A 15,750-nucleotide genomic window follows, 5' to 3' on the forward strand; every position below is an offset into this window, starting at 1 on the left:
TAATAAAAATATAATCCTTTGTTCAATATTTCACATAAAAAGGGGAAACGAAAATGAAAAAACGTTTAGTTATGATCGGAAATGGTATGGCTGGCATTCGCTGTATGGAAGAAATCTTAAAACATGATAGTGATTCATATGAGATTACTATTTTTGGAGATGAACCGCATCCAAACTACAACCGCATTATGCTCTCTCATGTTTTACAAGGCAAAACAAATATGCAAGATATCATTATGAATGAATACAGTTGGTATGAAGAAAACGAAATAACTTTGTATACGGATGAAAGAGTTCAAAGTATTAACCGAGAAGAAAAAATTATTATTACAGAAAAGAAGCGTACTCTTACATACGACAAGCTCATTATCGCAACAGGTTCTAGTGCTTTTATTTTACCTGTTGAAGGTTCCGCACTTTCTGGTGTAACAGGATTTCGAACTATTGAAGATACACAATTTATGATAGATACCGCTAAAGAAAAGAAAAAGGCCGTTGTCATTGGTGGCGGGTTACTCGGTTTAGAAGCCGCAAGAGGCCTAATTGATTTAGGAATGGACGTACATGTTGTTCATTTAATGCCTAGCTTAATGGAGCAACAACTAGATACGAAAGCAGCTGCTCTTCTGCGTGAAGATTTAGAAGCACAAGGCATGAAGTTTTTAATGGAAAAGAAAACTGTAAAAATTCTTGGTACAGACCATGTTGAGGGCATTCAATTTGAAGACGGTGAAGTTGTAGATTGTGATTTAATCGTAATGGCTGTCGGAATACGCCCAAATACGCAAATAGCAAAAGATGCTGGTCTAATTGTAAATCGCGGTATTGTAGTCAATGACTATATGCTAACAAATGATGAGTCCATTTATGCAGTTGGAGAATGTGCAGAGCATGACGGTATCGCATATGGACTTGTTGCTCCTCTTTATGAACAAGGTGCGATATTAGCAAAACATATAACAAATTTACAAACTGATGGATATTCGGGCAGTATCGTCGGTACACAATTAAAAGTTGCTGGTTGTGATTTATTCTCTGCTGGCCAAATTTATGAAGATGATCAAACGAAAGCAATATCCATCTTTAATGAATGTAAACGTTCCTATAAAAAAGTATTAATTCGTGATAATAAAGTCGTCGGTATCGTTTTATACGGTGATACAGCTGACGGTACACGCCTCTTTAGCATGTTAAAGAAAGAAGAAGATATACAAGAATATACACCAGCTTCCATTCTTCACAAAGCTGGTGAAGAATGTGAACTTGACGTTGCTACTATGAGTGCGGATGACACGATTTGCGGATGTAATGGTGTTACGAAAGGTACAATCGTTCACGCCATTTTAGAACAAGAGTTAACGACTTTTGAAGAAGTTAAAAGCTGTACGAAAGCCGCAGGTTCTTGTGGTAAATGTCGTCCACTTGTGGAACAAGTTTTATCTCATACACTTGGAGATGCTTTTGATGCCTCAGCGCAATCTGCCGGTATGTGTGGATGTACACCTTTATCCCGTGATGAAGTCGTAGCGGCCATTCACGAGAAAGGCTTAAAATCTCCAAAAGAAGTACGAAATGTTCTTGGTTTTGCACATGAAGACGGCTGTTCGAAATGCCGCCCTGCTTTAAACTACTATTTACGTATGGCGATTCCAGAAGAATATGAAGATGATAAATCGTCCCGTTTCGTTAATGAAAGAATGAATGGTAACATCCAGCACGATGGTACATTCTCTGTTATTCCACGTATGTACGGAGGCGTTACAACAGCTGATGATTTAATGAAAATTGCTGAAGTTGCGAAGAAGTATGATGTTCCACTTGTGAAAATTACCGGTGCAAGCCGAATTGGCTTATACGGTGTTAAGAAACAAGATTTACCTAACGTATGGGCTGACTTACATATGACTTCTGGATATGCGTATTCAAAGTCTCTTCGTAATGTAAAATCATGTGTTGGCTCTCGTTTTTGCCGTTTCGGTACGAAAGATTCATTAGGACTTGGTATGTTGCTTGAACAATCATTAGAAATGGTAGATACACCTCATAAAATGAAAATGGGTGTAACCGGTTGTCCGCGTAACTGTGCGGAAGTACTGACGAAAGATTTTGGCGTTGTTTGTGTCGAAAATGGATATCAACTTTATATTGGCGGAAATGGTGGTACAGAAGTACGTGAAGCTGATTTTGTAATGATTGTCCCTACTGAAGATGATGTCCTTCGCATCGCTGCAGCTTACATGCAATATTATCGTGAAACTGGTATTTACGGAGAGCGTACCGCCTACTGGACAGAACGTTTAGGCTTCGATCATATAAAAGAAATACTACAAGATGCAAGTATGGTTACTACGTTAAATGAACGTTTCCAAACAGCTCGTAGAACATATACGGAAGCATGGGGACAAGCACTAGAAACGAAATCATTAAAAGCGATGTATGAAGTAGAAACTGTGAAATAAGGAGCTGTGATCTAAATGATACAAACGAAAGAAAAAATAAAAGTTATGCGTGCGGAAGATCTTGCTATTCAAATCGGTAAAGAAGTGCAAATGAAAGGTATGTCTATCGCCCTATTCCGCCTTTCAAATGGCGATATTCGAGCTGTAGAAAATCGTTGTCCTCATAAAAACGGACCGTTAGCAGAAGGGATTGTGTCTGGAGAATTCGTCTTTTGTCCACTGCATGATTGGAAAATCTCACTACTAACAGGTGAAGTTCAAAAACCTGATGACGGCTGTATTCAAACATACGAAGTAGAAGTTATTGACGGTGACATTTATTTATACATGTAATTTTCGAAAGGAAGCCTCCTCTGGCTTCCTTTTAAATAAAAATTGATGAGGTGCAATTATGAACGGATATGTATATTTAGTTGGTGCAGGACCAGGTGATGAAGGGCTTATTACAAAAAAAGCGATAGAGTGTTTAAAACGTGCAGATATTGTTTTATATGACCGTTTACTAAACCCTTTCTTTCTTAGCTATACAAAACAAACATGTGAACTTATGTATTGCGGAAAAATGCCAAAGAATCATATTATGCGACAAGAAATAATTAACGCACACCTTCTTCAATTTGCGAAAGAGGGCAAAATTGTTGTCCGATTAAAAGGCGGAGATCCATCTATTTTTGGCCGTGTTGGTGAAGAAGCAGAAACTTTAGCAGCAGCAAATATTCCATATGAAATTGTACCAGGCATTACATCTAGCATCGCCGCTAGTAGCTATGCAGGTATTCCCCTCACTCACCGTGACTACAGTAATAGTGTCACTTTATTAACCGGACATGCAAAAGGTCCCTTAACCGATCATGGAAAATATAATTCATCTCACAATAGCGACACGATTGCCTACTACATGGGTATAAAAAACTTACCTATAATTTGTAAAAACTTACTACAAGCAGGAAAAAAAGAAGATACGCCAGTAGCAGTCATTGAATGGGGTACAACTGGTAAACAGCGCGTTGTCACTGGGACACTGTCTACCATTGTTTCTATTGTCAAAAACGAAAATATTTCTAATCCTTCTATGACAATTGTTGGTGATGTTGTTACTTTGCGGAATCAAATCTCTTGGAAAGAACGTAAACCATTGCACGGCAAGAAAGTTTTATTTGCAGCTGCAACAAATAAAAAAAGCGCAATAAAGCAAAAGTTACAAGAGTCCGGTGCAGAAATATATCAAATTCCAACTTTCAAAAAGAAAGAATACACATTAACCTCTGAACAAATCAATAAGATTTTTAACGTTGATCGTCTTGTATTTTGTTCCGCTGACAGTGTAGACATCTTAATGCAATCATGCAGTAAATATCATAAAGATATTCGTTCCTTACAGGCAGAACTTCAGTATATGAACCTTTCTATTCAAGAAAAGCTCATGCAATATGGATTGTTCAGTAAACCTGCGCAATTTTCTTCGAATTCAACGATTTATTTAGGACGAAACATTAACCGAATTGCTGTTATTCAAGAAAAAATTGGTGCTGGTTCCTATATGATGACTCATGAGTACACAATTGATCATCGCTTCGATGAAATTCATTCACGTATTCTTTCTGAATTCTCATGGGATAGCATTGTATTTGAAGGTCGTGCTTCTATTGATACGTTTCTAGCAGAAATAAAACGCCTTGGCTTTATCAATATTCTTACTCTCCCATTCTCGTATACCGACGTTCCAACTTTACACTATGCAAATAAAGTTGGGTTTCATAACGTAGATCATCAATTACAAGAAACTCTTATGAAGAAAGACATGGTGAGACAATGAAAGGAATTGTATATGTTGGACATGGGAGCCAGCTACAAGAAGGTAATGAACAATTCATTCAATTTATTCAATCTGTTATGAAAGAGCGAAACGAAAGAATTCAAAAAATAGCTTTTCTAGAACTAACGACACCTACTATTTCGGATGCAGTTACAGAAACGATAATAGAGGGAGTAACTGAAATAATGATTGTACCTGTTTTATTATTTGCAGCAGCTCACTATAAACGTGATATTCCTTTTGAAATAGAACAACTACAAAAGAAATATCCACAAATAACATTTTCAGTTGTACCTCCTTTTAGTACACATCCACATATGGTGGAACTTGTAGTGAAAAGAATACGTGAAGCTATGCCAATGCAAAATAGTAGTATTTTACTCGTAGGGCGAGGCAGTAGTGATCCACAACCGATACATGAATTACAACAAATCGGAGCAGCTGTCGAACGAAAACTTGGTATGCCAGTATCCTGTTCCTTTTTAACGAAAGGAACTCCCTCTTTTGCTGCTGAGCTCAAGGCTATAACATCGACTGCGTCCCATGTATATGTCATGCCGTACCTTCTCTTTACCGGATTATTACTTCAAAAAATTAAATTGCATACAAAAAAATATAATCATGTTACGCCCTGTAACTGTCTTCAGTTTGATACATATATGAAACTAACATTATTAGAACGAATGGAGGAATGCATATATGTATAACATGTACCCTCTTATGTTTAATCTACAAAATAAAGTTGTCATTATCATTGGTGGAGGTAAAATTGCATATCGAAAAGCGTCTGGATTAAAAGATACAGGCGCTTTCGTCACTGTTGTCAGCCCAGAAATTTGCGAGGAAATGAAGGAACTTTCTTATATTACTTGGAAGCAAAAAACTTTTAGTAATGATGATATTAAAGATGCTCATCTAATTTATGCAGCTACAAATCAACATGCTGTAAATATGATGGTCAAACAGGCCGCTCATGATTTCCAGTGGGTTAACGTTGTAAGTGATGGTACAGCATCATCGTTTCACACACCTGGTGTCATTCGAAATGATGAATATGTTGTCACTATTTCGACTTCAGGTAAGGCCCCATCGTTTACGAAGCGTATGAAACAGGAATTAACTTCTGTCCTTCCTAAACTTATAAAAAGACTTTCTCGTACTCATAAAATGTAATCTATCACTTAGCTAAAATAGGAATTAACTGTGAACAAACGTTTTTTAGAGGCGTTTGTTCTTTTTGCTTTAGTTTCGTTTTTTAGGATCAGACAAACAATTGGACAAGAATCTGTGAAGAAAAATAACGGCAACAATTACGGACAAAAAAGCAGTTGCTTGAGAGCAACGGCTTCAATACAGGTTTTATATTGGATATTCATTCAACCAAATTAGCGCTTGTTCATAATCATCAAAAAATCTCACAGATTCTTTCGTGTTAGATTGTTGTAAATAATCCATTATCTGCCCCTCTTCAAGGAGAAATGCAATTGCCTTACTGTTATTCAAAATGATTTCATTGAAGAACTTCTCTTTCCATACTTTTTGAACAGAAAAATGATTTGGCGTGTATCCTTTTCTATCCACCAACAATTTGTATTTCCGCCCTTCAGAAATGAATTGTTGACAAACCTGCTCAAAACCATTAAACCATTCATACACATCATCTGTTTTTATATTGCCAACTAGATGGGTAACAATTATATCTCCTGAAACTGTTGTGCTGATATTCTGTTTACTCAACTTGGAATCCCCCCTTAGTTACAATTTTGCGGAAAAACCGCATAAAATCAATAAAGAAAAAACTCTTACTTGATGCTCCCACCCCACCGCTATCAAACTAAGCTCATGTAACGTCAATTATAAGCGAAATTGTGTCTTTTTTCGCAAGTCTATATGTAGATGCTTTAAAGATTTTCATACGAAATAACCCGTAACGAGTTTCCTTTTTTTGAATTAAGCCACTTGATTATCAGACACGGTACAATTGTAAACGCCCCCCATATATCATAGACTGTTTTCTTCTCATATCGATGGGGTTTCCGTCCATCATTTACCGCCTCAAATCTATTCGTTTTTGCACGTATATTCAAAACAAAATATATGACAAATAAATAACAACAGTTACTGTAATAATACTGAAAAGTGTTGAAAATAAAACGATTTGTGCATGTAATTCAGGCTCTATTTGATATTCCATAGCAATGGTTGATGTATTTCTTGAAGTAGGAAAAGAACTTGCAATAAATAACGATTGTGCAACAATACCATCGATGTTTAGTATGTATATTACGGCAAGTGCTAATAATGGTCCCATCAGTAATCTTCCAATTAAAGCCCATGTTATGACTCGATGGAAAAAATTAAGTTTAATGTTAGATAATTGTGCCCCTAGCAATATGAGTGCTATTGCAACAAAACCATTCGCAAGCTGATTAAGAGGTAGCAAGATAGAATTAGGTATTTGAATTTTAAAAGATTGAAAGAGAACCCCTAATACGAGCGCATGAAATACAGGCAGTCTTAGAAATGATCGAATAATACCTCCGATTGTTTTTGTTGCTGATAGTAAGTTATATATCCCATATGAATAAGTTAAAAGATTCTGGAAAATAACAATAAAAATTTGAATGGAAACCCCCACTGGATTGTGACCGAAAATCAATTGACTTACTGGTAACCCATAATTACCGGAATTCATTAACGAAATGCTATTTTTTAGAGCTGCACTTTCTCCTTTTTCTAACTTCAATATTTTTGAAATGAAATGACTTACTATGATCAGACTCAGACTATAAAGCATTAAATAGTATATTATCTGGAGCAACAAACCTGTTTCTATACGAATATCATATATATTCACAAATACCGCCGCTGGCATTAAGCAATACGTAATAAGTGTAGAAAGCTGCTTTAAGTTAAATTGGAACTTTCTTTGTAAGATTGCACCAATTAGCATCAATATTAATATCGGTAATATTACGTCTAATATAATAAATACAAACATGTAAAACCTCATTCTAAATATATTTTAGTTGGATTAAACGCTTTACTAAATATGGACACATTTCATTCATCGGAAAACACCATTAGTTCTCAATAATCAGAAAACTGAAATCAATAATATGAAAATGCTCATCAAAAATTCTTATTTCATTCCCCTCTCCTCTCTTTTCTTTAACATATCAAATATAACTCATAAAGAAAATTATGGATTATTTATACAAATTCATAATTTTATCTTATCGAACTAAACTGTATTCTTTAGTGTAGTACTTTTTTCACAATATCCGTTAGCCTTACCAAAAAAATTTGGCCCTACAAAAATCTGATACTGCAGTTACTATGCGAAGAATACTTACATCAATCCCATACTTGTCGCTTAAACTACCTAACACACCTGATACTTGTTTATCTTGAGTGGACTTATATTTTTTTCATCTAAACATCCCGATTCAATTAAATATTTGCATTCTAAAAATGAGTTCGATCTTTAGAATAGATTTAAGATTTCCTTCACTAATCTACCCTTTAATTGAATAACTTTTGACTTCTATATTTTAAAATAAAATTCCATAAACCTTCTGTTTTTCATTTTAAAAGCACATTCTTTTAGAAAACGAGCGTTTGTTGAGATATCAATAAAAACATGTTGAAGCCTATTACTAAAAGAACCATCCCAATATACTTTGGGATGGTTCTTTTTCCTTATTAATGATTCTTTAACATCACTAACAATTTCTCTTGGCTATACATCCATACTGTAATGATTAAACAAGCAAGTGCGACTTCTGATAGCGCCATAAATCCAATTGCATAATGACCTGTTAATTGGAATAGTAATGTTAAAATTAGCGGTGGGAAGAATCCTCCTAGTCCACCTAAAGCTGATACGAGACCATTTACAATACCAGCTTGTTCTGAGAAATACATTGGAACGAGTTTGAAGATTGTACCATTACCAATCCCTGCACAAAATGCGACTAGTAAGCAACCAAATGTATACACGTTCATACTAGGCATAAATGATAAAATAATACCTGATAGTGTTAAACCGATAAATACAAAGATTAATATTTTAAATGGATTAAACTTATCACCGAGCCACCCACCAATCGGACGCATAATTGTTGCGAGTACGATGAATCCGGCTGTCCGCATACCAGCATCTACTTTCTCTAATCCGAAATGAGATACTAGAAAGTTTGGTAAGTATACGGTAAATGCGACAAATGATCCGAAAGTTAAAAAGTAAAAGATACATAAAAACCAAAGTTTCTCATTTTTATATACACCTTTTATTTGTTCCATTAGTGGTGTATTCACTTTTTTCTCTTTACGATCACCTAATAAAAAGTTCATAAGTGCAAACGCTGCAAGTAAAACTAAATAACATTGTACTGTCGTTCTCCAGCCAACTGAAGTTGCAATGACAGGTGCTAAAAACGAAGTAATTGCTGTTCCGGCGTTACCGACACCGTAAATACCATTTACAAAACCGTGACTCTCTTTCGGAAAGTATTTTGGTAAAGAAGTTACTCCTACAGAGAATACAGCACCACCGATTCCTACAAATAATCCACCAATAATTAAATCCATCATAGAATTGGCAACACTAATATAAAAAACAGGAAATAATAATAGAATAAAACTAATATAGAATAATTTTCTTGCTCCGAAACGATTTGTCCAATAACCAATTGGAATGCGAAGAATAGAGCCTAAAATAACAGGTACTGCTGTGACCATAGAAATTTGTCCCGCAGTTAATGGAATATCCGCTTTAATATAAGGCATTAATGATGATAAAATGACCCATACCATAAAACCGATAATTAGATTAGAAGTTTGTAAACTTAATTGAAAATTAGGACTTTTCATCCTGTTCCCTCCTATGTATGCATAGTTAAATTCATTCTCTCCAGCCCAATCACGTCCTAACATCATTAGGCTGAAAAGAATCAACCACCACTTACTGGCGGAATCATTGCTACGACATCACCAATTTGGATGATGTCATCCTCATTTGCGTATTCTTCATTTATCGCGACCATAATCTCGTTTGAAATTGCTATGTTGTATTTCTTAGTGAGGACTTCCTTTAATTCCGCAACTGTAATATTTTCATAGTCTATATGCAAAGCCGGCTTACTTGCTCCTTCTTGCAAATGTGCAAATAATAGTACTTCAATCATATTCTCATCTCCTTTCCAGGCTCGCCATTACCATATGCTGTTTTCTCTAACTGATCACCTATCCACCACTCTCCATCTTCCCAAAACTCTTTTTTCCAAATAGGAACAATTTGTTTTATGCGCTCCATAATATATTCATTCGCCTCATAGGCCGCTTTCCGATGTGGTGTAGACACAGCGACAACGACAGCAAGATCAGAAATTTGTAATGTACCAATGCGATGTGTAATAGCGACATATGTCCCCGGCCACTTCTCTCCTACTTCAATGCTAATTCTCTCAAGCTGTTTCTCCGCCATTGTCTTATAAGCTACATACTCTAAACAAAGTGTACGACGCCCTTTTGTAAATTCTCTAACAGTACCAACGAAAGTAGTAACTGCGCCACACTCACGACGAATTACTTTGTTTGTAACTTCCTCAATTGAAATAGGTGTATCAATTACTTCATAATACGTATATGTCATCTTGCACCTCTGATCCTTATATAAGTTAGCAATCCCTTTTTCTATTACTTGTATGATCGAAGCGGTTCTTCCCACGGCCACTCACTTCCGTTGTTTGATTCTAATAACAGTACCGAAACAGTAATTCCAGCTTCAAATCCTCTCGTTCCCCCTGGTAAAACGATAAATGCATTCGCTTCTGCAAGTGAAGAAATTGCGCTAGATTTATCTAAACCAACTGGTGTAACTTGTAATTGACCATCTATAATTTCTACTCGCCCTCTTACAAAACGAGTAAATGGGTTTGCTTTCGGAAAGTCTTTTTGTAAAATTGCCTCTGCACGATATATGTGCGAATCTTCCCTATGCAAGTATTTTCCAATCACTGGTCTAACATATAATTCACAACCGACATAACAAGCAGAAGGATTACCAGATAGACCAAATAGTAATTTTCCTTCTACCTCAGCTACAGTTGTCACACTTCCTGGTCGCATCGCTATTTTGTTGAAAAGTACATTTGCTTGTAATTTCTCATAAATAGCCGGTAAATAATCATAGTCCCCTACTGAAACGCCACCAGTTGTAATTAAAATATCGACTTCTTTCATCGCTTTTTTTACAGTGTTATAACACGTCTCTAAATCGTCAGCGAATTGCCCATAATACTGTACAACTCCGCCGGCTCGTTCAATTTGAGCAGCAATCATATAAGAGTTACTATTTCGAATCTTCCCTGGCTTTAATTGTTCATGTACTTCAAGCAGTTCGCTTCCTGTCGTTACAATTCCAATAACCGGCTGTTTTATAACATGTACGGAACTATAACCAAACGTAGCAAGAAGCGCTGCTACTCCAGGATTAATAACAGTCCCTTTTTTCACAAGAATGCTATTTTGGTTTACATCTTCTCCTTTAAAAGAAATGTTATCGCCAGAAGAGAAAGAACGTTTTAATACCATATAAATCTTTTCGTTTTCTTCAAATCCTTCCGTTAGTTCTAACATAACAACCGCATTACACCCTCTCGGAATTGCGGCTCCTGTCATAATACGGACAGCTTGAAATGCTTTCACTTCTTCTGTAAAAACAACCCCTGCTCCAATTTCACCAATCACTTCAAACTGAATAGGGTTACTACTACTTGCTTCTTTCGTATCTTCTGCTCGAATCGCAAACCCGTCGTACGGAGAGCGATCAAAATGCGGGACATCATGATCTGCAATAACATCTTTTCCAAGCGTTCTACCGTAGCTTTCTATAAGAGAAACCTCTTCTATTTCACCCTGATAAGCATATTCCATTACTCGTGCAACTGCTTCTGCCACTGGAATTGGATTACGTTTTAATACCATTCTTTTTCACCTCGTTTTTGGAAAGTGAAACTCACTTTCTATTCAGCCTATATATTTTGCGTACAATCGTTTTGCTATTTTCACATCATTTGTCCCATGAATAAATGCCCTACCGTCTGTAAATAAAACGAAACGATATTCATCAATTAGAAATGCTAGTAAGTACGGCGTTTTTTGGACATGTACAATTTTTTGTAATCTTTTTTTGATTTCGTTTAAATTTAGAACTCTCTTTATTCCTGGACGGATTTGGACTGTATTCCGTCCGCATAATACTTCCGTTTTCATCTGCGCTTCAAATGTTAAACTTGGATACGTACGTGTATTTCCGCAAGATGGACATGTACTTTTTTTCTGTTTATTTACTTTTAATGAGAGAAATTGATTGTTCCAAATATCAAATGATAACATTGTTCCTCTTAGCGCCTCGAAATCATCCACCAATATTTTCATTGCTTCTGTCACTTGGTGAGCAACAACCACCTGTACAGCTGGCTGAATAACTCCCGCTGTATCACATGTTGCACCGCCCATAGGTTGATCCATTAAGCATCGAAAACATGGTGTTTTTCCTGGAAGAATTGTGTACGTTACACCGTAACTTCCAATGCATCCACCGTATACCCAAGGTATATTTTCTTTTTGTGAAATATCATTTATAAGTAGACGCGTATCAAAATTGTCAGTCGCATCTAATATGAGATCCACTTCTTTCGTTAACTCTTCCATTTCTTTCATTGTGACATCCGTTACAACTGGTACAATTTCCACCTCAGAATTAATCTTTCTTACATGTTCTGCCGCTGCAATTGCTTTTGGTTTGCATTGTTTTGCATCTTCTTCTGTATATAACTGTTGCCGCTGTAAATTACTCCATTCGACATAGTCACGATCGGCAATTGTCAATTTCCCAATTCCCATCCTAACGAGTGCTTCCGCATTCGCAGCTCCTAGTGCACCCGCACCGATTAGGAGCACATGTTTCTTTCTTATTTTTCTTTGTCCCATTTCACCAATTCTAGAAAACAACACTTGCCTTGAATATCGCTCTTGCATAAGGAATCCTCCTTTCACTACCCGCCAATATACGACATTTCAACTTTTTGACGTTTATTTGTACTTTCCACCGTTCTTTCATCTGAATATCGATCTGTTCTATATCGCCATGTATGTTGGAGAATTTTTAGTAGTGAGGCATCCGAAATATTTTCTCTAAGAAGCGTTCGCAAATCCGTTCCTTTTTCTCCAAATAAGCATGTATAAAACTTGCCGTCTGCCGAAATACGGGCTCTCGTACAAAAAGAACAGAATGAATCAGAGACTGAAGTAATAAATCCAACTTCGGCATCGCTTCCTACATATCGATACAATTTCGCAACTTCTCCAAAGTAACGAGGTTTAACAAGTTCAATTGGATATACACGATTAATTTTTTCTATTAATTGTTCCTTCGTAACGACTTGTTCAAAGTTCCATCCGTTCGTACTGCCTACATCCATAAACTCAATGAAACGTAACTGTATTTCTTGTTCTTTAAAATACTGAGCCATAGGAAGAATTTGACTATCATTCATCCCTTTTTTTACGACCATATTTACCTTTACTTCTAATCCAGCTGCCTTCGCTGCTTGAACTCCTTTCAATACAGGTTTCGTACTTATATTTCTTCCATTAATTTTTTGGAAGACATGATCCTCTATTGCATCTAAACTAATATTTACTCGCTTTAATCCTGCGTCTTTTAGCGCCTTAGCTTGTTTTGCTAAATGAATTCCGTTTGTTGTGAGTCCAATATCTTGTAAGCCTTCTAGATTTGTAAGTCTTGCAATTAACGTCGATAAGTCTTTACGCAATAAAGGTTCACCGCCAGTAAGCCTAATTTTATTAACTCCCATACTTATAAATAATCTCGCTAACCTTTCTATTTCATCGAACGTTAATAAAAGCTCTTCCTTTAAAAAAGCGTAATCAGGTCCGAACACTTCTGCAGGCATACAGTATGTACACCTAAAATTACAACGATCAATAACTGAAATACGTAAATCTTGAAGTGGCCGCTTTAAAGAATCTTTTATGTTCTCGTGCATCTATATCCCTTCTTTTCTGCTGCAATCCTTAGTAAGCTTTCATTTTTTTATTTGCCTTTATTATAAAAAAGAAGCTACATATTCAATGTGACTTTTCTCACATTACTTTCCCCATTCAAAATTTTTTCACAAATCCGTTCGAATTTTGTTCACATCTTTAATCTCATCTACTTTGTCTATTGAATTTTTCAAACTAAAAACTGAAAATCTCTTCCCCTTACGGTCATTGAAATTTCAATTTATTTTTAAAATAGCTCTTGCATTTTCATCATATTTACACTCAAAATAGGAAATGTATTGCTTATAAGAAGAAAGGTGATCACTGTGGCAAACAGTATGACATTATCTCAAGATTTAAAAGAATTACTTGCATCTGTTGAATATAAAATGCAGATAAAAAAAGGTAGTTTTATTTTTCAAGAAGGTATGGAGGCAACAGAGCTCTATATCATCCACTCAGGAAAAGTACAAATTAGTAAACTAAGTGCTGACGGACAAGAATTAACACTTCGAATTTGTTCAGAATATGACATTATTGGAGAATTAACATTGTTCACGGACAATGCAAAATACTTATTAAATTCAAAATGTCTTGAGGATGTGGAAGTAGGCGTTATAAAGCGTGAAGCGTTAGAAAAAGCATTACTCCAAAAACCTGCACTCGTATTTGAATTTATGAAATGGATTAGTGAACATTTAAGAAGAATGCAAACGAAGTTCCGAGATTTAGTATTACACGGCAAAAAAGGTGCCCTGTATTCTACCCTTATACGAATGACAAATAGTTACGGTATATTAAAAGAAAATGGGATTCTCATCGATTTACCATTAACAAATCAAGAACTTGCTAATTTCTGTGCAACTTCACGTGAAAGTGTAAATCGAATGTTAAATGAATTAAAAAAGCAAGGTACAATTTCAATTCATAAAGGAAAGATTACAATCCACGATTTACAATTTTTAAAATGTGAAATTGCTTGTGAAGATTGCTCTGCTTCTGTTTGTAGCATTGATTAGCATCTTATTTAGATGCTAATCTTTTTTCAATTTAAGCTATTTATTAACGGTTATTCCCTATGTAAACAAAAACGAGGCCTTCCATATTAGACCTCGTTTCGTTTTAACCATTAGCTCCTATCCGTTTACAGCAGTATTATTTTTTCAACTCATTAGGAATACGTCTTCTGTAAATTACATAACTACGGCTTACATATTTAATTGGGGCACTAAATACATGTACTAGTCTTGTAAATGGCCATACTGCGAATAAACCCATCCCTGCAAGAATATGAATTTTAAACCATACTGGTACTTCCATCATATATTCAACTTTCGGTTGGAAAATAAAGAGACTTCGGAACCAAGGGCCAATTGTTGTACGATAATCAAATCCTTTTGAATCGATATTTAAAAATGTTGAAGAAAGTCCTGCTAGCATTACGATAAGTAATAAAATAAGCGCAATATAATCTCCCTTTGTACTCGTTGCAATGATACGTTTTACAGTTACGCGGCGGTACGTTAATATAATTAAACCGATGATAGAAGCAACACCTGCCGGAAGCCCAAAACTAATTGCTATTACATGATACATATGCTCAGAAATACCTATTGAACGGTATACAGCTTCTGGAATTAAAATCCCCATAACATGACCGCCAATTACGAACATAATCCCAAAGTGAAATAATAGACTTCCGATTCGGAGCATTTTCTTTTCTAATAGTTCACTAGATTTTGATGTCCATCCAAATTGATCATAGTTGTATCTAAAAATATGTCCACCGATAAAGATTGCAAAAATGATATAGGGAAACAATACCCATAGAAATTGATCCATCATTTTAACAACTCTCCTTTCTAATTTGTCTGTACACCCCATGTATCGATAGCGAGTAGAACAGCCGCAAGAATTGGTTCATACATACTACCTGCTTCTTTTAACTGAACGTGTAATGCTTGGATGTTCTCCTTGTATTTACTCATAATTGGTTCAATGTCTATCTCATTTGCATTTGCAAAAAACTCAAGCAATAGCGGTAAATAATCAGGTAGTTCTTTATCTGTTACTTCAAAACCAGATTTTTTATAATGCTGTTTTAACTCCAGTAATTCAATACCTCTTTCTCTTTGTTCACCAGTGTTCATATAAGTAAGATACATATTTGTTTTCTTACCAAAATCGAATGTATATACGTAACTATCAATGAGTTGATCATTCGTTTTATTTAGCGCTTGTTTTATAAAGGCTGTAAGTGATGCTTTAACTTCTTCCTTTTCTATCGTTTCAATCTCTTCTTGCAATTCAGTTACAGCTTCTCTCCACCCTAGTTCAGGATAGGAGAGAAGAAAAGAAGAACAAGAAAAAGCAGTTTGTAAACTTTGTTTCATCATTTTC

At 35.6% G+C, this 15,750-nt stretch carries 17 protein-coding genes; 6 read left to right on the plus strand and 11 right to left on the minus strand.

Annotated features, from left to right (window positions below; all coding sequences use genetic code 11):
* Window positions 1–53 precede the first annotated feature (53 nt).
* The 5 genes from nirB to ACZDYH_RS13565 are packed head-to-tail and all read left to right on the plus strand — an operon-like array spanning window position 54 to window position 5,448.
* Window positions 54–2,459 (plus strand): NADPH-nitrite reductase large subunit, encoded by a 2,406-nt coding sequence (gene nirB, locus ACZDYH_RS13545; protein ID WP_290102348.1) that lies wholly within the window; start codon window positions 54–56, stop codon window positions 2,457–2,459.
* A 15-nt stretch (window positions 2,460–2,474) separates the two neighbouring features.
* Window positions 2,475–2,792, plus strand: coding sequence for a nitrite reductase small subunit NirD (gene nirD, locus ACZDYH_RS13550; protein WP_000616677.1), 318 nt, complete (start codon window positions 2,475–2,477; stop codon window positions 2,790–2,792).
* A gap of 58 nt (window positions 2,793–2,850) precedes the next feature.
* Window positions 2,851–4,275 carry a uroporphyrin-III C-methyltransferase gene (locus ACZDYH_RS13555; RefSeq protein WP_001014943.1) on the plus strand — a complete coding sequence of 475 codons (1,425 nt, stop codon included), beginning with the start codon at window positions 2,851–2,853 and terminating at the stop codon, window positions 4,273–4,275.
* Window positions 4,272–4,982 carry a sirohydrochlorin chelatase gene (locus ACZDYH_RS13560; protein WP_139849471.1) on the plus strand — a complete coding sequence of 237 codons (711 nt, stop codon included), beginning with the start codon at window positions 4,272–4,274 and terminating at the stop codon, window positions 4,980–4,982. The genes ACZDYH_RS13555 and ACZDYH_RS13560 overlap by 4 nt, the downstream gene beginning before the upstream one ends.
* Window positions 4,975–5,448 (plus strand): precorrin-2 dehydrogenase, encoded by a 474-nt coding sequence (locus ACZDYH_RS13565; RefSeq protein ID WP_139849470.1) that lies wholly within the window; start codon window positions 4,975–4,977, stop codon window positions 5,446–5,448. Before ACZDYH_RS13560 ends, ACZDYH_RS13565 begins: the two co-directional genes overlap by 8 nt.
* A gap of 186 nt (window positions 5,449–5,634) precedes the next feature.
* On the opposite strand, the gene ACZDYH_RS13570 is transcribed toward ACZDYH_RS13565, so the two are convergent.
* The 9 genes from ACZDYH_RS13570 to moaA all read right to left on the minus strand — a co-directional run bounded on the left by ACZDYH_RS13570 (window position 5,635) and on the right by moaA (window position 13,352).
* Window positions 5,635–6,012 carry a hypothetical protein gene (locus ACZDYH_RS13570; protein WP_086385932.1) on the minus strand — a complete coding sequence of 126 codons (378 nt, stop codon included), beginning with the start codon at window positions 6,010–6,012 and terminating at the stop codon, window positions 5,635–5,637.
* Between the two features lie 346 nt (window positions 6,013–6,358).
* A complete protein-coding gene (locus tag ACZDYH_RS13575) occupies window positions 6,359–7,276 on the minus strand; it encodes an AEC family transporter (protein ID WP_474886395.1) in 918 nt (305 codons plus the stop codon).
* Between the two features lie 292 nt (window positions 7,277–7,568).
* Complete coding sequence (locus tag ACZDYH_RS13580) at window positions 7,569–7,667, minus strand: hypothetical protein (RefSeq protein ID WP_074619245.1); 99 nt, start codon at window positions 7,665–7,667, stop codon at window positions 7,569–7,571.
* A 313-nt stretch (window positions 7,668–7,980) separates the two neighbouring features.
* Window positions 7,981–9,150 carry a nitrate transporter NarK gene (gene narK / locus ACZDYH_RS13585; protein WP_044307180.1) on the minus strand — a complete coding sequence of 390 codons (1,170 nt, stop codon included), beginning with the start codon at window positions 9,148–9,150 and terminating at the stop codon, window positions 7,981–7,983.
* 80 nt (window positions 9,151–9,230) lie between these two features.
* Window positions 9,231–9,464, minus strand: a complete 234-nt coding sequence (gene moaD / locus ACZDYH_RS13590) for a molybdopterin converting factor subunit 1 (protein ID WP_000573692.1) — start codon at window positions 9,462–9,464, stop codon at window positions 9,231–9,233.
* Window positions 9,461–9,931, minus strand: a complete 471-nt coding sequence (locus tag ACZDYH_RS13595) for a molybdenum cofactor biosynthesis protein MoaE (RefSeq protein WP_049107462.1) — start codon at window positions 9,929–9,931, stop codon at window positions 9,461–9,463. Before ACZDYH_RS13595 ends, moaD begins: the two co-directional genes overlap by 4 nt.
* Window positions 9,932–9,975: 44 nt before the next feature.
* Complete coding sequence (locus tag ACZDYH_RS13600) at window positions 9,976–11,265, minus strand: molybdopterin molybdotransferase MoeA (protein WP_290102347.1); 1,290 nt, start codon at window positions 11,263–11,265, stop codon at window positions 9,976–9,978.
* Between the two features lie 42 nt (window positions 11,266–11,307).
* Window positions 11,308–12,321 (minus strand): molybdopterin-synthase adenylyltransferase MoeB, encoded by a 1,014-nt coding sequence (locus ACZDYH_RS13605; RefSeq protein WP_016122392.1) that lies wholly within the window; start codon window positions 12,319–12,321, stop codon window positions 11,308–11,310.
* Between the two features lie 17 nt (window positions 12,322–12,338).
* On the minus strand, window positions 12,339–13,352 hold the full coding sequence (gene moaA / locus ACZDYH_RS13610) for a GTP 3',8-cyclase MoaA (protein WP_086411519.1): 1,014 nt from the start codon (window positions 13,350–13,352) through the stop codon (window positions 12,339–12,341).
* 324 nt (window positions 13,353–13,676) lie between these two features.
* On the opposite strand from moaA, the gene ACZDYH_RS13615 reads away from it, so the two are divergent.
* On the plus strand, window positions 13,677–14,369 hold the full coding sequence (locus ACZDYH_RS13615; protein ID WP_000013865.1) for a Crp/Fnr family transcriptional regulator: 693 nt from the start codon (window positions 13,677–13,679) through the stop codon (window positions 14,367–14,369).
* 136 nt (window positions 14,370–14,505) lie between these two features.
* Here ACZDYH_RS13615 and narI read toward each other — a convergent pair whose 3' ends face one another.
* Both narI and narJ read right to left on the minus strand, forming a co-directional pair.
* Window positions 14,506–15,195, minus strand: a complete 690-nt coding sequence (gene narI, locus ACZDYH_RS13620; RefSeq protein ID WP_000969209.1) for a respiratory nitrate reductase subunit gamma — start codon at window positions 15,193–15,195, stop codon at window positions 14,506–14,508.
* A 17-nt stretch (window positions 15,196–15,212) separates the two neighbouring features.
* Window positions 15,213–15,743: a nitrate reductase molybdenum cofactor assembly chaperone gene (gene narJ, locus ACZDYH_RS13625; RefSeq protein WP_002204795.1), complete on the minus strand. Its 531-nt coding sequence runs from the start codon at window positions 15,741–15,743 to the stop codon at window positions 15,213–15,215.
* Window positions 15,744–15,750: the final 7 nt, after the last annotated feature.

The sequence above is a fragment of the Bacillus sp. EB V-12 genome (assembly GCF_056158125.1).